We start from the raw sequence: 18108 nt of genomic DNA on the forward strand, positions 1-18108 counted from the left end.
GGTGGCGGTGGCAGACCGCCCGACCGGTCGGCCGGGAGCCGGCGCGGGGTCAGTCCCGGCGGACCGCCGCCATGGTCAGCCCGGCGTCCCGGGAACCGGCCACCCGGGCGGCGATCGGCTCCAGCTCGGCCAGTTCCGCCCCGGTGAGCACGAGACCGGCCGCGGCCACGTTCTCCGCGAGCCGGACCGGGCTCCGGGTACCGGGGATCGGCACCACCGGCAGGCCGTGCGCGGCCGCCCGCTGGTGCACCCAGGCCAACGCGACCTGTGCCGCCGTGACGGAGCGGGTGGCGGCGATCCGGTGGACCGGGCTGAGCAGCGCGGCGTTGTGCCGGGCCCGGTCACCGGTGAAACGGGGCATGTGCCGACGGAAGTCGTCCGCGGCGAGCCGGTCGACACCGGTGACGGCGCCGGCCAGGAAGCCGCGGCCCAACGGCGCGTAGGGCACCAGCGCCACGCCGAGCTCCGCCGCCGTCGGGACGACAGTCGTCTCCACCTCCCGGGAGAAGATCGACCATTCCGACTGCACGGCGGCGATCGGGTGCACCGCGTGCGCGGCCCGCAGCTGCGCCCCGGTGACCTCGGAGAGCCCCAGGTGCCGGACCTTGCCCTGGGCGACCAGCTCGGCCAGGGCGCCGACGGTCTCCTCGACCGGCGTCGCCGGGGCGACCCGGTGCACGTGGTAGAGGTCGATGACGTCGACACCGAGCCGGCGCAGGCTCGCCTCCACGGCGCGGCGGAGATACCCGTGGGAGTTGTCGATGCCCCGGTGCCGGGGATCGTCCACGCTCCGGACCAGGCCGAACTTGGTGGCGATGACGACCCGGTCCCGGTTGGCCCGGACGAACGGCCCGAGCAGCTCCTCGTTCCGGCCGTACCCGTACGCGTCGGCGGTGTCGAAGAGCGTCACCCCGAGCTCCAGCGCCCGGTCGAGGGTCCGCCGCGACTCCTCGACGTCGCTCGGGCCGTAGAACTCGCTCATGCCCATGCAACCGAGTCCCTGCGCGCCGACCGGTGGGCCGGCGGCGCCCAGGGCGACCGGCCGCAGCGTCCGTTCCGTCATCGGGTCATCGGCCCGACCAGTGCGTGCCGGCGGCGAGTTCCTGGTCGACGGTGCGGAGCAGGTCGACATCGATCTTGCGGATGTCGTCGACCAGGTGTCGCACCCCGGTGGCCACCATCTCCTCCCGCTGGAAGTTGTGCGGCATGCTGGCCGGTACGCCGATGAAGCCGGCGCCCAGCGCCCTGGTGACCTCGGCCACCCGGTTGATGTCGTCGACGAAGACGACCTCGTCGAACTCGTAGCCGAAGATGTCCCGGACGATCTCCTTGGTGCCGGGCCGGACGTCGTTCACGTCGACGTACGGGATCTCCGCGTCGAAGTAGCCGGCGAGGTGGCCGAGGTACCTGTCGAACGTGTACTCGCGGTTCCGGCCGCCGTAGCACACCACCCGCACGTCGACCTCCCGCAGCGTGGCGAGCAGTTCCTCGACGCCCTCGGTCACCTCGACCGGGTGCGTCCTCAGGTACTCCTCGCGGTGCGCGAAGAACGCCGCGATGGTCTCCTTGGCCGTCCAGGGAAGCTTGCAGGCCAGGGCCATGTTCTGGCCGGCGGCCAGTTGCGGCGAACCCCAGACGTGCCGCTCGACGTGGGCGGTGTACGCCCCGCCGTGCATGGTCACGAAGCTCTCGATCACCGGGCTGTAGGTGTCGTTCAGCACCACTCCGTCGCTGTCGAGCGCGACGAGGCGGATCTTGTCCAGTTTGCTCACTTCTTCTCCAGACGGTCGGTTCGGTGGGTCGGTCGGGCGGCGGTCACGCCGCGGTCAGCACGAGTGCGGCGTTGTGCCCGCCGAAGCCCAGCGACGTGCTCACCGCCACGTCGATCCGGGCCGGGCGCGGCGCGCCGCTGACCACGTCGATGTCGAGTTCCGGGTCCAGCCGGCCGAGGTTCGCGGTGGGCGGGACGCTGCCGTGTTCGATGGCGAGTGCGGTGTACCCGGCCTCGATCGCGCCGGCCGCCGCCAGGGTGTGTCCGGTCACCCCCTTGGTGGAGGTAACCAGCGGCCGGTCACCGAGCACCCGGTGCAGCATCCGACCCTCGGTGACGTCGTTGAGGGGGGTCGAGGTGCCGTGGGCGTTGACGTGGTCGACGTCGGTGGGGCCGAGCCCCGCGTCGGCCAGCGCGGCCCGCAACGCCTGCTCGATCCCGCGTCCCCGCGGATCCGGCGCGGTGGCGTGGTAGGCGTCGGTCGCGGCGCCGTAGCCGCGCACCACCGCCCGGGTCCGGGCGGCCCGGGCCCGGGCGTCCTCGATCCGTTCCAGGACGAGCACGCCCGCGCCCTCCGCGACCACGAACCCGTCCCGGTCGGCGTCGAACGGCCGGGACGCCTCGGCCGGCGCGTCCGCCCGCCGCGACAGCGCGCCCATCCGGCCGAGCCCGGCGACGACCAGCGGGGTCAGTGCCGACTCGGTGCCGCCGGCGAGCACGATGTCGCAGGCCCCGGCGCGGAGCAGGTCCCGCGCCACGCCGACCGCCGTCGTCCCCGACGCGCAGGCGGTGGCGGTGACCAGGCTGGGACCGCGGGCGTCCAGGTCCAGCGCGACGTACCCGGCGGCCATGTTGACCATGTACATCGGAATCAGGAACGGGGACACCTTTCGCGGCCCACCCCCGGTCAGCGCGGTGTGCTGCCGTTCCAGGGCGCCGGCCCCGCCGAGCGAGTTGCCGAGGACCACGCCGACCCGGGCGCCGTCCCAACCGCCGGGCTGCCAGCCGGCGTCCTCGGCGGCGGCCCGGGCGGCCACGATCGCCAGCTGCGCGAACCGTTCCAGTTGCCAGGACGCGAAGCCGCCGAGCGCGGCCTCCGGCTCGAATCCGGGCACCCGGCAGCTCAGGGCGGTCGGCGTGCCACGGAGGGTGTCGTCGGCCCGCGCGCAGCTCAGACCCGACCGGATCCGCTCCCAGTTCGCCGCCACGCCGATGCCGGCCGGCGTCACCAGGCCGAGCCCGGTGACCGCCACGCCGAAGCCGTCCGGGCGCTCGGCCATCAGGCGACCGCCTGTTTGGTCTCGACCAGCCGCGCCGCGTCCCGGATGGTCATCTCGTTGGTGAGTTCGCCGTCGTCGATGGCGATGTCGAACACGCCGTCGAGCAACAGCCCGAGTTCCACGATCACCAGCGAGTCGATGTCGAGTGACTCGAACGTCATGTCCGGCTCGATGCCGTCCGGCACCAGCTTCAACTGGGTCGCCAGAACGTCGATGATCCGGTCTTCGATTGCCTTCATCCGTGTGCTCCCGCTAGCTGTGGTCAGTTCCGTGAGGTGCTACCGCCCGGCACTCCGGCCAGACGAGCGCCACCGACCCCCAGGTGAGCCCGCCCCCGAAGCTGGCGAGCACCACCCGGTGCCCGGGGCGTACCGCGCCGGCCGCGACACCGTCGGCCAGGGCCAGGGGGATGGACGCGGCCACCGTGTTGCCCACCCGGTCGATGTTGGTGACGAAGCGGTCGACCGACCGCCCGAGCCGGGTCGCGACGGCGGCGATGATCCGCAGGTTGGCCTGGTGCAGCACGAACCGGTCGACGTCGGCCGTCGCCCAGCCGCCGAGTGCGGTGGTCCGTCCGATCGAGGCCGACATGTGGCGGACCGCCTCGGCGAAGGCCGCCCGCCCCTGCATCTCGAAGTAGGTGTCCTCCGGCTTGACCGGCAGCCCGGTGGACCGTTGGCGCGATCCCCCCGCGCGTACCTCGATGAGGTCGCTGCGGCTGCCGTCGCTGCCCAGGCTCAACCCGTGCAGGGCGCCCGGCTCGTCGGCGGTGCCGCTGCGCAGCAGCACCGCGCCCGCCCCGTCCCCGAAGACGGCCCGGGTCGTCCGGTCGTCCGGGTCGAGGATGGTGGAGAACGTGTCCGCGCCGATGACCAGCACACTCGACGCGGTGCCGGCGGCGATCAGGCCCGCCCCGGTCGCCAGGGCGTAGACGAACCCCGCGCAGACCGCCGCGACGTCGAAGGCCGGTACGCCGCCCAGGCCGAGCCGACTGGCCACCTCGGGTGCGGTCGCCGGGCAGGGCCGGTCCGGTGTGCTGGTCGCGACCACGACCACGTCGGCGCCGTCGGCGCCGGCCGACGCCAGGGCCCGGCGGCCCGCCTCGACCGCGAGGTCGCTGGTGGCCTCGCCCGGCGCGATGACGTGGCGTTGCCGGACGCCGGTGCGGGTGACGATCCAGTCCTCGTCGACGCCCAGGCGCGCCGAGAGTTCGCCGTTGGTGACGACCCTCGGGGGCACCCAGGCGCCCAGCCCGGCGACCACCGCCGCTCGCCCCATCAGGCCACCCGCTCCCGGTCCGTCGTCGAGGTGCCGTCGGCGTCGGGCGCCACGGTGAGACCCATCCGCGCGATCTCGGCGCCGCCCTGGTGGAACGTCACGTCGACCGGTCGGGGCGACCCGCCGGCCCGGTCCGGTTCCGCCGCCGGCCCGGCCGCGTCCGCCGGTACCGCCGTCAGCGTCACCGGCTGGTCGAGTTCCGCGTAGGCCGCGAACGACGCGGTCATCCGGGACATCACGGTGCGGTGCGGTGCGCCGCCGCCCCAGTGCGCCGTGGCCAGCGTGGCCACCTGCCGCGCGGCCTCCAGGAGCACCATCCCCGGCACGTGGTCGTGATCGTGGTCGAAGAAGCTGATGTTCTCCACCGGCACCCGCAGGCCGGCGGTGACCGCCCGCTCGGCGGTCCGCACGTCGAGCAGCACGGTGTCGGTGGCGCGGCGACGGCCGACGCGGTCCGGCGCCGTCAGCCCGCCGGCGACGGCCGCCGGACCCAGCCGGGACGACGTCGGCGGCGGGCCGCCGCGCCCCCGGGACCGGACCACCGTGTACGCCTCCGGGGCCAGGTAGCCGACCGCCAGGCGCACCACGCCGATCCGGTGACCGGCGACCCGGAGGGTGAACTCGTAGTCCAACCCCCGCACCCGGCCACCCACCCGACGGGGGACACCGGTGGTCACCGTCATCCGCAGCTCGGTCGGGCCGGACGTCGCGTCCCGGACCACCGCCGCGAACCCGGGCCGCAACAGCTCGGCGGACCAGCCCCGCAGCACGAACGCCGCGCGCGGCTCGACGTCGAAGAGCAGGTGGGCGGCGTACGTCTCGGCCTGCCGGCAGCACTCGACGAGCAGCAGCGGGTCGAGCCGCCGGTTGGCCGCCCCGGTGTGCCCGGTGTAGTGCGGGTGCACGGCCGGCAGCAGCGCGGCGGCGACGAAACCCTGCGGGCCGACCGGTCGGACGTCGGTCAGGAACACCTCGGTCGGGTTCCGCCGGTGCACCACGGACCGGTCGACGGTACGCGCGAAGTCCAGCGACTCCGCGGCGACCAGCAGCTCCCGCTCGCCGGCGGTGGTCGCCCCGGCGGTCCCGGTCACCGCGCACCGCCCACGGTCGCCCGGCTGCGGGCCGGGCCGGTCACCACGTCCAGCAGCGCGCCCACCGGCACGGTGGGTTGCCGACTCATCAGCGTGGTGGCCACCCGGTACGGGTCCGCGTAGCCGCGCCGGGCGACCAGCGTGCCCCACAGCTCGGCCGGGACCCGCTCCCCGGCGTCGTGGTCGTCCGCACCGGCGTGGACGTCGAGCAGCCGCCGCGCGCGGCGGATCCACCGGCTGAGTTGGTGCGCCGAGTAGTTCTCCCGCGCGGTGCGCCCGAGGCCGGCGATCAGGTACAGCCGCAGGCCGAGCCGGAACGCGTCGACGCCGTGGTCGTCGACGAACCGGTCGGCGATGGCGTCCAGGGTGTACCCCTGCCAGCCGCCGAAACGGGTGGACGTGGTGACGCCGTCGATCGGCACCCGGGGCACCTCGAACCGGACCACACGGGCGCCGAGCGCGGTGAGGACGTGGCCCACCGTCTGGTAGTCGGCGCGCAACTGCTCGTCGTGGGCCAGCACCACCAGGTCGTGGTCGGCCAGCAGCGGCACCAGCTCCCGAAGCAGATAGAGCAGGTAGTTGGGTTGTCCGTCCGCGCCGAGGACGACCCGCAGCGGGTGGCCCGCCGCGGTCGCGTCCAGGTACACCGGAGCGCCCACCGGACGGCCGTCGATGCAGAGGTTCCGGCGGACGAGCAGGTCCAGCAGGTCCGCCTCGGCCATCAGCTCGGGCCCGTGCCGGCCGAGGTCCGGGTCGAACATCCCCAGCAGGTGGTAGTGGCCCTGCCAGATGTCCAGGAGCCGGGCGCTGGCCGGGTGGAGCCAACCGGCCTCGGCACGTCGTACCGTCGGTTCGATCGCGGCGAACGGCAGCCGCGGGGTCCGGTGGTACGCGACGTACAGCTCGCCGATCCCGACCTCGTCCAGTCCGGCGTACGCCGTCCCGGGGTGGTGCCGGTCGAGATAGTCCCAGAACCCCGCCACCTGCTGGCTGCCCGCGTACGCCCCGTGCTGGTAGGCGACGGTCACGTCGGCGAGAACCGCGCTGACCCGGACGATCACGTCCAGCGAGAGCAGGTACTTCAGGTGGGTCGGCGTCAACGGCTTGGTGGGACTGACCGTGACCGGCGCCAGCAGGATCCGCGATCCGGCGCCGGGCGGGAACGGGTGCGTCATCGGGCCGCCGCCGACTCCGCCAGCGCCTTCCGGAGGCGGCCGATCACCTCCTCGGCCTCCACCGGCGTGCAGTAGCCGGGGTCGGCGATGAAGGTACGGCCGGCCACGCCGCCGACGGTGCGGGGCACCAGCCACAGGTGGAAGTGTTCGGTGCCCTCCATGCAGGAGAAGATGTGGATCCGCGGCGCCCCGCTCACCTCCTTGAGCGGGCCGGTGAACCGCCGGACCAGCGTGCCGATGCCGGCCGCCTCCTCGTCGGTGAAGTCGGCGTAGTCGAGGAAGTGCCGGTGGGACTCGATGAGCAGGGTGCCGACCGGCCAGTACGGCGTGGGCCCGTGGCCCACCCGCCAGATGCCGTCGTCCACGAGGTGCCCGCCGGGCGGCACCGGGAAGCCGGCCCAGGCGGGCACCGGCAGGCCGGCGTACTTGGCGCAGACGAGGCACTGGCGCTCCTGGGGCGTGCGCCCGCTGAGCAGCCGGGTGAACGGGTCGCGGACCCGGGCCAGCGGCTCCAGCTGGGCGTGCCGGCTGTACCAGGCGTCGAGTTCGGCGGCGGTCGCGGCCGGATCGGTGAGGTGCGGGGTCGCGGCGTCGGCCCAGCGTTCCCGGGCCTGCTCGTCGGTCAGGCCGCTCAGGTCGGCCACGTCCCGCCAGGACCCGCCGGTGTCGCGCAGGTACCCGACGATCGCGTCGTGCAGCTCCGGGACCTCGGTGCCGAGCAGGCTCCACAGCCTCGGGGCCAGCGGCTCCTCCCCGTCGGGGGCGGCGACCGCCAGGCGCAGCGACTCGGACAGGGCCTGTAGCCGCGCGGACAACGCCAGGCGGGACAGGTCGGCCGCGGTGAAGTCCGGTGTGTCCATGTGGGTCCTCTTCATTCGGTCGGGCGCCCTATCGCCCCGGCTCGGGGGAGAGCCAGGTGAACAGGCGAAGTGCCGGGGAGTCGCCGCGCGCGTGGTGGACCCGCGCGTAGCCGGGCTCGGTGCGGACCAGTCGGGCGTCGAGGTCGGTCCGGTGGATCAGGCGGAGTGGCTCGTCGGCGCGCAGGCTGCCACGCAGGACCGATTCGGCCAGGGTGTGGTGCAGGTGCACGAGGTACTCGGCCAGGGTCAGCGCCCGGACGGCCACGTGCAGCTCGCGGGGGACGCCGGGGTGGGTCGACGCCGGCCCGGCGACCGGCGCGACCGGCGGGAGGTCGAGTTCCGCCGGCAGGGCCGGCAGCACCCCGGTCACCGGCTTGAGCAGGCGGCTCAGCCCCGGTAACCGGCCCGCCGGGAAGGGACCCAACCAGGCCGCGCTGCCCGTCGGGGCGACGACCCGGGCCGGGTTCCGGGCGGTGAGGTTGGCGGAGTTGCCGAACAGGAAGCGGGTCCGGGTCCAGGACCGACGCCAGGCGTCCGCCTCCCCGTCGGACAGCCCGGCGGCGAAGCACCGGGCGCCGCGTACCAGATCGTCGAGGTCGACGCTGCGCAGCAGCACCAGCACGGTGCAACCCCCGGTGTCGTCGGCGGCGCGGTGCGGCTCGGCACCCACCCAGGCGGCGCGCGCGGCGAGGAGTTCGGCCAGCCGGCTCTCCGACGGTGCGCCGTCGAGGTCCGCCGGGGCGCTCACCGGTCCACCGCCGGGGACGCCGCCGGGTGCGCCGACGCATCCACAGTGGACTCACGGGTCATCGTCAGCACCGCCGCGACCACCTCGTCCGGTGGCGCCGCGCCGTCGACGATCCGCACCGGCAGGTCGCGGACCTCGGCCAGCAGCGCCGCGCGCAGGTCCGTCTGCAACCTGACGAAATCGGCGCGGTCGACGGCCGGCCCGTAGTGCTCGAACCGGTTGACCCGCGCACCGTCGCCGCTGCGCGCCCAGGCCGTCTCCGCCGGCACGTCCAGGTAGAGCACCCGGCCGGGCTGCGGGAACGAGCGCCAGTAGTCGAACGTGGGGGTGTGCTCCACCCCGAGCAGCCGGCACTTGACCAGCAGCTTGTAGTAGTACGAGTCGATGATGACCCGGTCCGCGCCGGCGGCCCGCGCCAGTTCCTCCCGCAGGTGCAGCACGATCGGGGTCAGCACCGACACCACGAGCTCGGGGGAGTAGCGTTCCCCGGCCCACCCGAACGCGTCGGTGATCCAGCTGCTGCGCAGTTGATGGATCAGCGGGTACGGCCCGAGATACCGGTCGTCGTAGGAGACGACCCGCCAGCCGTGCTCGTCGTGCAGCCGGCGCAACACCGTCGACTTGCCGGCGAGGTCCGGCCCGAGCAGGGCCCAGAACCCGGTGCCGTCGGAGCGGCTCACGCCGGTGCTCCCTTCGTCAGCCACCCGACCGCGAGATAACTCGCGTACGTCACCGGGATGTAGGCGATGGTGAGGCCCACCGGCCAGCGGGGCGCGCCGGTGACGAACCGGGACGCCGCGACCACCGACCACGCCAGCGGCACCAGCGCCAGCCAGCCCCAGGCGTGTCCGGGGCCGGACTGCCACGGCCGCAGCAGTCCCAGCACGATGCCGGTGGCGAGCACGGCGGCGCCGAGCGCGACGGCCGTGGTCCCCCACGGGCCGAGGACCGTGCTGTACGTCCGCTCCCCGGGTCGGGGCCGGCGGGTGGCCTTGCGGCCGAACTCCAGGCACACCCCGCTGAGCGTGACCGCGACGATGGCGAGCACCCCGCCCAGGTCCGGCCGCCGTCCCTCGGCGTGCAGGAAGGCGGTGTACACGTAGATGCTGAGCAGTGGCTGGATCGGCAGGTTCACGGCGAGGTGCAGGGCCAGCCGGTCGCCGGCGGGCCAGCCGTACACCCGGTCCAGGGTGATCACCACGGCCGTGTAGCCGAGCTGCCCGGCCAGCGCCGCCAGGACCACGCCCCGGCCGGCGTTGAGCAGCAGCAGGGCGGCGGCGCCGAGGACGACGAGGACCATCAGGTCCCGCTCCCGGACCACCCCGGCGGGCAACGGCCGGTGCGGGTTGTGCCGGCGGTCGTACTCGTGGTCCCGGATGTCGTCCATGGCCCGCAGCAGCAGCATGCCGACCACGAGCGTGACCGCGGTGACGGCGAGCCCGCCGTCGGGCCGCCAGCGCGACACCCCGCTGACCGCCGCGAAGAGGGCGGTCAGGCCGATCGCCCAGGAGAGCATGAACGGCACGTGCACCGCCGGCGGGTACGCGGCGGCCACGTACCGGCCCCAGCGGCCGGTCACCGGACTCCGTCCAGGATCCGCACCGTGCCGGCCGTGCCGTCCACCTCGACGAGGCTGCCGTCGGTGATCCGGTCGGTGGCCCGGTCCACCGCGACCACGGTGGGGATGCCGAGCATGCGTCCGGTGATGGCGGTGTGCGACAGCAGGGTGCCCCGTTCCACCACCAGCGCCCGCGCCGAGAGCATCAGGTAGAGCCAGCCGGGATCGGTCTCCCGGGCGACCAGGACGTGGTCGCGGCACTGCTCGGCGTCGACCGACGGATCGAGCACGACCTTGGCCGGGCCGCGGACGACGCCGGAGCTGGAGGCCAACCCGGTGAGGACGGCCGTGTCCGGTCCGACGGGTGCTCCCGGCCCGGGCGCGGCGGCCCCGCCGGTGCCGCGTGCCCCGGCCAGGGCCACCGCGAGCGGCAGGTCGGGATCGGTGCGCAGCCGGGTGGGCAGCGGGTCGGTGTCCGTCCAGCGGGCCCGCTCGGCGGCCCGGACCGCCGCCAGGCCGCGCAGGTCGGCCCCGGCCAGGGTGCCGTCGAAGGCGCCCAGCACCTCGTCGACGGTGAGGTCGACGACGTCGCCCGGCCGGTCCAGGCGGCCCCGCGCGGCCAGCTCCGCACCGAGGCGGGTGAGCAGCACCCGGGAGTCGCCGAAGAGCTGGCTGCGGCAGAACCGGGTGTTCTCCCGGACATTGATCAGCGTACGCATCGTCCGGCCCAACCCGCGTAGCACGGCCCGTTTCACCGGGTTGCGGCACCGCTCGCGCAACTCGCGTACGGCCTCGTCGTGCGCCTGGCGTCCGGCGGCGCGGCTGGCCGACACGGTGAGTCCCCGGGCCAGGTAGGCCCGCACCGGCTGGAGGACGGTCCACGGTTCGTCCCGCGGGGCGGGCGTCTCCAACTTGAGGTCGTGCATGCCCCGGTCGCCGTGGTCGCGGAGGTGTTCCCGCAGTGCCGCCAGGAAGCGGGCACCGTGCCGGCCGGCGACCAGGTCGTCCCAGATCCGCCGCGGGTCCGCGTCGGACCGCAGCGCCGCCCGCGTGTCCGGGTCCTCGGCGGCGGTCGCCGCCAGCGCGACCGCCGAGTGCAGCGCCGCGGTGGAGCGGTTCTCCGGACCGCCGCACAGCAGCCCGTTGAGCAGGCTGCGGTCCGCTCCCGGCACCCACCGGCGCAGCAGCCCGTCGGTCGCCCGGGTGGCGGTGAACAGGAAGATCCCGTTGACCAAAGTTACCCCCCACCGGCGGGCCACCTGCACCCACAGCGCCCGGTACGCGTCGACCATCTCGTGCGGACGCCGGGCCGCCGCGTCGGCGAGGCCCGCGTGGTACCCGTCCCACCAGCGGAGGAAGCGGCGGACCCGCCACGGGTGCGTGACCAGCCGGGCGAGGATCTCCAGCACGTCGAGGACGTCGGTGAGTCGGGAGCCGCGCCGTCCGCCGGGTACGCCGTCGCGCCGGGCCGTCGTCCCGTCCCGCCCGGTGCTGCCGGTCGCGGCCAGGCCGAGGGACCGTTCCCAGGTGGACCAGAGCGGGCGGAAGCACCGGATCAGGCCGTGCAGGTGGTACCAACAGTCGAGTTGGTAGTAGATCCGGCCGTCCAGGTGCCCGATCATCCGACGCAGCGTCGGTCGCTCGCGTCGCAGCGTGCGGGCGGGCACGCCCATCCGCCGGTAGAGGTCGGTGAACCCCACCTCGTACAGCTCCCGGGCCACCGAGTACGTCAGGGCGCAGCTGATGCCCGGGAAGCTCTCGGTAACGTTGTTGTTGTCCCAGAGCAGGGCCGGGCTCCCCACCTCGTCCGGGGGGCGTGCCGGCGTGGCGACCGGGCGCGCCTGGACCAGGTGGATCGCGCCGTCCTCGGTGATCGTGCCCTCGATGTCCTGGGGTGCGCGGAAGCGGGCCTCGACCCGCGCCGCCAGTGCCGCGATCGCCACCAGGTCGGCGTCCGTGAGCACCGGCTCGGTGGCCAGTTCCGGGGGCACCGGCAGGTCGACCGGTCCCTGGTCGGGGCGGGCCGGATCCCACCCGACGGCCCTGGTCTTGACCGTCACGTGGGGCTCGACCGCGCCGGTCACCGGGTCCACGAAATAGTGGTCGACATCGGCCTTTTCCTGAACCACCCCTTCGCCAATGCCATAGGCGGCGGCGATCACCAGGCGGGCCGCGCCGTCGCGCGGATCGCGGGTGAACGCGACGAATGACCGGGTGCCCATGGCCATTCGTTGAATCCCGACCGCGATTCGTGCGGCGAACGGGGCGTGCCCTCGGCGGGCGCGGTAGAGCACCGCTTCCGGGTTGAACGCCGACGCCCAGCAGGCGACGAGTCGTTCGGCGAGACCGGCCCGTCCAACGTACAGGAAACTGTCACTGAGCCCGGCGAACGGATCCTCCGCCGAATCCTCGCCCGACTCCCGCTGATTGGGTCGCGGTACCGCACACGCACGCACCGCCACCAGTCCGTCCGGTCCGGCGATCTCGTCGAAGTGTGCGTCTATTTCATCGAGGAGTTCTGATGGAATTGTCAGGTACCGGACTCTCTGCCGAAGCGCTTCCGCGTGGCTGAGCAGCGCCTGGGCCGACCCGGCCGTATCGGCGCGGATATCGGTCAGGAGAGGGCCGACGACCTGGTCGAACACGGTCGCGGGCACGCACCGTAACGGCGGTACGGCAAATCCGTCACGGGTCAGTTCCGCCTGTCTGGCGAACTTGTGGCCGACCAGCTCCGGGTCGAGAATCATCGGTCCGCTTTTGACTAACCACACACTGCTGAGCCTTCCTCACGCATGCGGAATTAGCCCGACTGTCCGCCGGGACGGGCGCGTCGCACATTCGCGGTGATCATGCACGACAGGGATGTCTGATTCAAGGCCCGAAACAGAAGACCGTGCGGATCGTTGTGTTTGGGCTGTCCAGACAGGTCCGACAAAACGCGATGACGTGGGACCCCGGTGGCATGCTCCGGCCCGCCGGGTGGGCGCAGCTCATTGGCGCCGCATTCCCACTGTTTGCGGAGGAGGGCGGAGAAACGGCAGGGCAATGCCGGACAGCAGCGACGAACCGGGCGTCCGAACGGAACGTTCCGCCGAATATTTCGATAGCGCTCAGGTTTCCGGCCCGGCTATACGTCGCTGACGTGCCCGGACGCGCGATAATCGCAGCGAAAAATCCGGTGGCGGACGAGGCGGGTTTCCGGGCGTTGCCGGTGGTCCGTGAGCGTCCCCGAGCCGGCGCGCAGAAGGCCGGGCGGGACGTCGCCGACGTCGGCATCGTGCTCGGCGCGGTGGCCGAGACCGATGCCGACGGGCGCGGCGGGCGGGGGTGGCGAGACGGTCAGATGTCCGGCGGTGGAGACGGGCGGAGCGGGTGCCTCACCGCCCCGATGCTGAGCCGGCCGCCTCGGTGGCCGCGATGAGGCTGGCCGGGCGCATGTCCGTCCAGTTCTCCTCCACGTACGCCAGGCACTCCTGACGGGAGCTGGCCTCGACCACGGTTCGCCAGCCCTCGGGCACGTCGACGTCCGCCGGCCACAGCGAGTGCTGGTTCTCCTCGTTGACCAGCACCAGGTAGGTGGCGTCCTCGTTCTCGAAGGGGTTCGTCATGACAGTCCTTCCGGGTGACTGGTGGAATCGCGGTGGTAGAAAAAAACCCTGTCAGGCCAGCCCCAGCGGCGCGTCCGGCGAGGCGCTGTAGGTCCGGGCGATCTCCGCGAAGTCCGCGGCCATCGAGGCGATGGTCTCCTCACGGAACAGGTTGCGCTTGAAGGAGAGGCACACCGAGGCGTCACCCGACGGTTCCCTGGTCAGGGTCCACAGCGCGCCGTCCGGCACGGCGGACTTGCGCGGCTGCAGGCCCGTCGCCCGCGGGATCCGGCCGAACTTCACCTCTCCCGGCACCTCGATGTACTGCCGCTGATCGGGCACCGCCTGGAACACCGCCGCCGCGTGGTCGTCGGAGGCGGCCGTCCGCATCAGCTCCGGGGCCTGCCCGAAAATCTCCAGCGTCGGCATCTCGTGCGAGAACGCTTCGAGGCAGGTGGTCCGGGTCCGCTTGAGCAGGTCCCCGAACGACGCGCAGCCGGCAAGGTCGGTGCGAAGCGGCAGGAAGTTGAAGAGCGGGCCCACGGTGTTCTCGAACAGTTGCCCGCCACGCCCCGGCGTGAACGTCGCGATGACGACGTCCGTGGCGCCGGTCCGCCGGTGCACGAGCAGCTTGTACATCGCGACCAGGACCATGAACCGCGTGGCGCGGTGGGCTCTGGCCAGCCGGTCGATGGTCGAGAACACGTCGTCCGGGATCCGGAACCAGTGCGCCGCGGTCGACTCGGGCAGGTTCGCCGATCGCGGGATGTCCGTGGGGAGCGCCGTGAACAGACCGCCGTCCAGCTTGCGGCGCCAGTATTCGCGCTTGGCCTCCGTGCCCGCACCGGCCCCGGTCCGCTGCCAGTCGGCGAACTCGCGGAACTGCGGAGCCGCCGGCAGGTCCGGGACGGTCTGACCCGTCCTCGCGACGTACCGGTTGACCAGGTCGCGAATGACCACCTCGATGGACATGCCGTCCGAGACGATGTGGTGGATCATCACGACCAGGACCGTGTCCTGGTCGTCGAACCTGCCGAGCACCACCCGCAGGGCGGGCGTCTCGTCCACGCCGATCGTCTCGTCCTCGACCTCCTGCCGCAGCTCGTCGGCGCGCGCCGCGCGCGCCGCCTCCGGCGTCTCCGGGAGGTCGCGGATCTCCACGCGCACCGGACCGGGCGGCGAGATCTCCTGGTGCCGATTCCCCGTCGTACCGACGATCCGCGTCCGGAGCGCCTCGTGCCGCGTGACGACGTCCTGCAGCGCGTCGCGCAGCGCGGCGACGTCGATCGGCCCGCCCGTCACGCGCCACGCGTCCACCACGTGGTACCGGGGACCGAACGGGCCGTCGTCGTCACCGTGGTCGAACACGTCGACGAACTGGTGATTCAGCGACAGCGGGATCGTCTCCGGCGCGTCGACGCCTGTGGTCCTAGTGGGGCTCATCCCGGCTCCTATCAACTGGTTCCGCTTGTTCCAGGAGGTACTGGTCCAGCTCGGTGACGGTGGGCAGCTCGAACAGGTCGTCAAGAGTGAGCTCCACACCGAGTGCCTCGTTGACCGTCTGAACCAGCCGGATCCCGCTCAGCGACTGCCCGCCGAGTTCGAAGAAGCTGTCGTCGAGTCCCACCTCCGCGACGCCGAGGGCGCTGGCGAAGGCGGCGCACAGGATCTCCTGCTGCGGGGTGCCGGGGGACGTGTGGGTCGACGAACCGGCGAGGACCGGTTCGGGGAGCGCCCGACGGTCCACCTTGCCGTTCGGCGTGAGCGGGAGCGAGTCGAGCACCACGAACGCGGCGGGGATCGAGTAGTCGGGCAGCACCTTCTCCGCGTGCCTGCGGAGCGCCGCGAGGTCCACCGCGTCGGTCTCGCCGACGACGTACCCGACGAGGCGGTGGTCGCCGTCGTCGGTTGGCCGGGCCACGACGATCGCCTCGGAGATCTCCGGGTAGGCGGTGAGCGCTGCCTCGACCTCGGCGGTACCGACCCGGAATCCGCGGATCTTCACCTGGTCGTTCGCCCGGCCGACGAACTCGATCATGTCGTCGGTGGCCCAGCGGACCAGGTCGCCGGTCCGGTACATGCGCGTCCCGGCGTCGCTGAACCGGTTCGCCACGAAGCGCTCCGCGGTCAGGCCCGGTCGGCCGAGGTAGCCGCGCGCCAGGCGCTCGCTCGCGACGTACAGCTCCCCGACCTGGCCGGGCCCGACCGGCCGGAGCCGCTCGTCGAGCACGAACAGCTCGCCGTTGTCCAGCGAACGGCCGACCGGCACCCGCGTCGCGGGAACGAACGGCGCGGTCACGGTGGTGGTGGTGGCGAACAACGTGACCTCGGTCGCCCCGTAGGTGGGGCGCACCGTGATGCCGGGGCACGCCTTCAGCACCCGCTCGACGGCGCCCGGCGAGATGACGTCACCACCGGTCGAGACCTCACCGACGGTGCCGAGGCAGTCCGGCGCCTGGTCGGCGACCACCCGGAACAGGCCGCTGGTGAGCTGGACGGAGGTGATCTCGTGGTCCCGGATCAGCCGCCGGAGCGTGCCGAGGTCCAGGCGACCGTGCGGTGCCAGGACCAGGTGACCGCCGCGCAGCAGGGGAACCCACATCTCGTACGTCGACACCGCCGCCGCGTACGGCGCCACCATGAGCACCCGGTCCTGGGGACTGTTGTCCCAGCACGAGTCCAGGGCGACGCTCAGCACGCCCCGGTGGGTCACGCAGACGCCCCGCGGCAGCCCCTCCGACCCGGAGGTGTGGATGACGCACGCGATGTCGTCGGGTCGTACGTCGATGTCCGGGGCGGCGACCGGCGGGTCCTGCCGCGCGGGGGCCGGGTCGACGAGCACGGTCCGCCTGCCGACCGGTAGGCCCGCGCTGCGGGTCTCCTCGTCGGCCAGCAGCACCGGCCGGCCGGCGTTGTCCATGACCCGCTGCTTGGCCTCCAGCGGATGGGCGTGGTGCAACGGCAGGTAGACCCCGCCGGCCTTGAGCACGCCCAGGGTCGCCACGATCAGCTCGGGTGAGCGCGTGATCAGCACCCCGACCGGCTCGCCGGGCCGCACGCCGAGGCTGATCAGCCGATGCGCCAACTGGTTGGCGCGCTCGTCGAGCTGGCGATAGGTCAGCCGTACGCTCCCTCCGGTCAGCGCCGGCGCGTCGGGTGTCCGGGCCACCTGCCTGGCGAACTGCTCCTGGATGGACCTGGAACCCATGCCGCCTCATCTCCGTCCACTCGTCCGCAGACCCGACCTGACAAGAGGGAACGTACCGCCGGCGCTGATCGATTTCGCCTTCAGGACTGCGCTACAAACCGTCGACGCGCGTCGATGTCGATCAGCAATCGTAAAGATGTGGCAGGCCGACGGAGTTGGGACACTCGACGAGGCTGTCGAGGTGGCATCAGCTCCATCTCGGCGATAAGGATCGTCTGCGGACTGGACTCCGACACGCTGCATCTGACCGGGAGAACCGTCAGCAGCCGAAAGGATCGTGCACCGTGACACGAATCAGCGGCACCGCCGAACACGACCTTCCTGCCCCGGTCGAGCCGGACCTCACCCCGGCCCAGATGGTGGCGCGGGCCGAGGCGATGATCCCCGAGCTCGTCGACCGTCAGGCAGAGGTCGAGGAACGCAGCTTCTACGCCGAGGACATCCACGAGAAATTCGCCCGGAACGGCTTCTACCGAATTCTCCAGCCCCGTCGTTACGGCGGCTACGAATTCGGCCTCGACACTTTTGTGCGCGTCTCCACGACGCTGCTGCGCGGATGCCCGTCGACCGGCTGGATGTTCACCCTCGGGGCCATGCACACGCAGGTTGTCGCCACGATGTTCGGTGAGCAGGCGCAATCGGAGGTGTTCGGCGTCGGCGACTTCATCTGCCCCGGCACCGCCGTTCCCAGCGGGTCCGCCGAACGCGCCGCGGACGGCGGCTGGACGATCAGCGGCAAGTGGTCCTACTGCTCCGGGTCGCCCTACGCGACGCATTTCCTCGGACACGCCCTGATCGCCGGCGTGAACGGGGCGTCGCCGAAGCCCCTGTTCTTCCTCGCGCCACGCAGTCAGTGGACGCGGTTGGACGACTGGGGCCGGCAGTTGGGCCTGCGCGGCAGTGGGTCACACAGCATCACCATGGAGAACGCCCACGTTCCGGAGCACCTTGCCCTGCCCGGCGTGCAGATCATGGAGGCCAATGTCTCTGGTGGCACGCCGGGCCGGGACCTGCACGGAAATCCGGAGTACGGCGGCGGGCCGCTCTCCTTCACGAATCTGGGCAACGCGGCCCTGGCCGTGGGCATCGCGCGGGGAGCGCTCGACATCTACGAGATCCTGCTACGGGAGCGGACGACCCTGGTCCCGCCGATCGTGGCCCGACACCACGACCCGGACTACCAGTTCTGGTACGGCGACGCCGTCGGCATGATCGGTACCGCCGAGGCCGCGTTGCTGAACGGAGTTCAGCAGTGGCACGACAACTGTGTCCGTGGCCCCGCGGCGGTCACCCGGGAGGAGGACCTGCGGATCTCGGCGATCTGCCGACACGTGATCCAGCTCTGCTGGGACGCCGTGGCGAACTACCTGATGCCGACCGCCGGCGCGAGTTCGGTCCGGCACGGCGAGCGGCTCGAGCGCGTCTGGCGCGACATGTCCATGTTGCACAGTCACGGGGGCATCTCCGTCCTGCTGCCGACGGTGGCCGTGCGGGAACTCACCCGGGTACGGATGCGCTGACGTCGCCGAGGTAGGACGGGGCCGGTCATCCG

At 72.7% G+C, this 18108-nt stretch carries 16 protein-coding genes; 1 reads left to right on the forward strand and 15 read right to left on the reverse strand.

All coding sequences use genetic code 11. The features are described from left to right. Positions 1 to 49: 49 nt before the first annotated feature. The 15 genes from ACZ6O5_RS00255 to ACZ6O5_RS00325 all read right to left on the reverse strand — a co-directional run bounded on the left by ACZ6O5_RS00255 (position 50) and on the right by ACZ6O5_RS00325 (position 16556). Positions 50 to 1063: an aldo/keto reductase gene (locus ACZ6O5_RS00255; protein ID WP_465973628.1), complete on the reverse strand. Its 1014-nt coding sequence runs from the start codon at positions 1061 to 1063 to the stop codon at positions 50 to 52. A gap of 4 nt (positions 1064 to 1067) precedes the next feature. Continuing rightward, positions 1068 to 1772, reverse strand: coding sequence for an HAD family hydrolase (locus ACZ6O5_RS00260; protein ID WP_405090097.1), 705 nt, complete (start codon positions 1770 to 1772; stop codon positions 1068 to 1070). Positions 1773 to 1815: 43 nt separating this feature from the next. After that, complete coding sequence (locus tag ACZ6O5_RS00265) at positions 1816 to 3051, reverse strand: beta-ketoacyl-[acyl-carrier-protein] synthase family protein (protein WP_465973630.1); 1236 nt, start codon at positions 3049 to 3051, stop codon at positions 1816 to 1818. Continuing rightward, positions 3051 to 3290 (reverse strand): acyl carrier protein, encoded by a 240-nt coding sequence (locus ACZ6O5_RS00270; protein WP_281942566.1) that lies wholly within the window; start codon positions 3288 to 3290, stop codon positions 3051 to 3053. The genes ACZ6O5_RS00265 and ACZ6O5_RS00270 overlap by 1 nt, the downstream gene beginning before the upstream one ends. A 13-nt stretch (positions 3291 to 3303) precedes the next feature. Continuing rightward, complete coding sequence (locus tag ACZ6O5_RS00275) at positions 3304 to 4329, reverse strand: beta-ketoacyl-ACP synthase III (RefSeq protein ID WP_465973632.1); 1026 nt, start codon at positions 4327 to 4329, stop codon at positions 3304 to 3306. Further along, complete coding sequence (locus tag ACZ6O5_RS00280) at positions 4329 to 5420, reverse strand: AfsA-related hotdog domain-containing protein (RefSeq protein WP_465973634.1); 1092 nt, start codon at positions 5418 to 5420, stop codon at positions 4329 to 4331. Before ACZ6O5_RS00280 ends, ACZ6O5_RS00275 begins: the two co-directional genes overlap by 1 nt. Further along, positions 5417 to 6595 (reverse strand): hypothetical protein, encoded by a 1179-nt coding sequence (locus ACZ6O5_RS00285; RefSeq protein WP_465973636.1) that lies wholly within the window; start codon positions 6593 to 6595, stop codon positions 5417 to 5419. Before ACZ6O5_RS00285 ends, ACZ6O5_RS00280 begins: the two co-directional genes overlap by 4 nt. Beyond that, the gene (locus ACZ6O5_RS00290) at positions 6592 to 7455 is read right to left on the reverse strand and encodes an HIT family protein (protein ID WP_465973638.1); all 864 of its coding nucleotides are present in this window, start codon (positions 7453 to 7455) and stop codon (positions 6592 to 6594) included. The genes ACZ6O5_RS00285 and ACZ6O5_RS00290 overlap by 4 nt, the downstream gene beginning before the upstream one ends. 28 nt (positions 7456 to 7483) lie before the next feature. Next, positions 7484 to 8203 (reverse strand): DUF6182 family protein, encoded by a 720-nt coding sequence (locus ACZ6O5_RS00295; protein WP_465973640.1) that lies wholly within the window; start codon positions 8201 to 8203, stop codon positions 7484 to 7486. Then, complete coding sequence (locus tag ACZ6O5_RS00300; protein WP_465973642.1) at positions 8200 to 8883, reverse strand: dTMP kinase; 684 nt, start codon at positions 8881 to 8883, stop codon at positions 8200 to 8202. The genes ACZ6O5_RS00295 and ACZ6O5_RS00300 overlap by 4 nt, the downstream gene beginning before the upstream one ends. Beyond that, entirely contained in the window at positions 8880 to 9782 is a 903-nt protein-coding gene (locus ACZ6O5_RS00305) for a hypothetical protein (protein WP_465973644.1), read from the reverse strand. Before ACZ6O5_RS00305 ends, ACZ6O5_RS00300 begins: the two co-directional genes overlap by 4 nt. Beyond that, on the reverse strand, positions 9779 to 12508 hold the full coding sequence (locus tag ACZ6O5_RS00310; RefSeq protein ID WP_465973645.1) for a PEP/pyruvate-binding domain-containing protein: 2730 nt from the start codon (positions 12506 to 12508) through the stop codon (positions 9779 to 9781). Before ACZ6O5_RS00310 ends, ACZ6O5_RS00305 begins: the two co-directional genes overlap by 4 nt. A gap of 630 nt (positions 12509 to 13138) precedes the next feature. After that, complete coding sequence (locus ACZ6O5_RS00315; RefSeq protein WP_465973646.1) at positions 13139 to 13369, reverse strand: MbtH family protein; 231 nt, start codon at positions 13367 to 13369, stop codon at positions 13139 to 13141. A gap of 51 nt (positions 13370 to 13420) precedes the next feature. Further along, the gene (locus ACZ6O5_RS00320; RefSeq protein WP_465973648.1) at positions 13421 to 14791 is read right to left on the reverse strand and encodes a condensation domain-containing protein; all 1371 of its coding nucleotides are present in this window, start codon (positions 14789 to 14791) and stop codon (positions 13421 to 13423) included. Then, on the reverse strand, positions 14778 to 16556 hold the full coding sequence (locus ACZ6O5_RS00325; RefSeq protein WP_465973650.1) for a non-ribosomal peptide synthetase: 1779 nt from the start codon (positions 16554 to 16556) through the stop codon (positions 14778 to 14780). The genes ACZ6O5_RS00320 and ACZ6O5_RS00325 overlap by 14 nt, the downstream gene beginning before the upstream one ends. 284 nt (positions 16557 to 16840) lie before the next feature. Between ACZ6O5_RS00325 and ACZ6O5_RS00330 the strand changes: the two genes are divergently transcribed. Continuing rightward, on the forward strand, positions 16841 to 18076 hold the full coding sequence (locus ACZ6O5_RS00330) for an acyl-CoA dehydrogenase family protein (protein ID WP_396773514.1): 1236 nt from the start codon (positions 16841 to 16843) through the stop codon (positions 18074 to 18076). Positions 18077 to 18108 lie beyond the last annotated feature (32 nt).

Source organism: Micromonospora sp. NPDC049201 (assembly GCF_055586805.1).

Bases quoted from the DNA above. Each gene is read 5' to 3' on its own strand.
- ACZ6O5_RS00255 (WP_465973628.1), bottom strand. From the start codon at position 1,063: ATGACGGAACGGACGCTGCGGCCGGTCGCCCTGGGCGCCGCCGGCCCA.
- ACZ6O5_RS00265 (WP_465973630.1), bottom strand. From the start codon at position 3,051: ATGGCCGAGCGCCCGGACGGCTTCGGCGTGGCGGTCACCGGGCTCGGC.
- ACZ6O5_RS00270 (WP_281942566.1), bottom strand. From the start codon at position 3,290: ATGAAGGCAATCGAAGACCGGATCATCGACGTTCTGGCGACCCAGTTG.
- ACZ6O5_RS00275 (WP_465973632.1), bottom strand. From the start codon at position 4,329: ATGGGGCGAGCGGCGGTGGTCGCCGGGCTGGGCGCCTGGGTGCCCCCG.
- ACZ6O5_RS00285 (WP_465973636.1), bottom strand. From the start codon at position 6,595: ATGACGCACCCGTTCCCGCCCGGCGCCGGATCGCGGATCCTGCTGGCG.
- ACZ6O5_RS00290 (WP_465973638.1), bottom strand. From the start codon at position 7,455: ATGGACACACCGGACTTCACCGCGGCCGACCTGTCCCGCCTGGCGTTG.
- ACZ6O5_RS00310 (WP_465973645.1), bottom strand. From the start codon at position 12,508: ATGATTCTCGACCCGGAGCTGGTCGGCCACAAGTTCGCCAGACAGGCG.
- ACZ6O5_RS00315 (WP_465973646.1), bottom strand. From the start codon at position 13,369: ATGACGAACCCCTTCGAGAACGAGGACGCCACCTACCTGGTGCTGGTC.
- ACZ6O5_RS00320 (WP_465973648.1), bottom strand. From the start codon at position 14,791: ATGAGCCCCACTAGGACCACAGGCGTCGACGCGCCGGAGACGATCCCG.
- ACZ6O5_RS00325 (WP_465973650.1), bottom strand. From the start codon at position 16,556: ATGGGTTCCAGGTCCATCCAGGAGCAGTTCGCCAGGCAGGTGGCCCGG.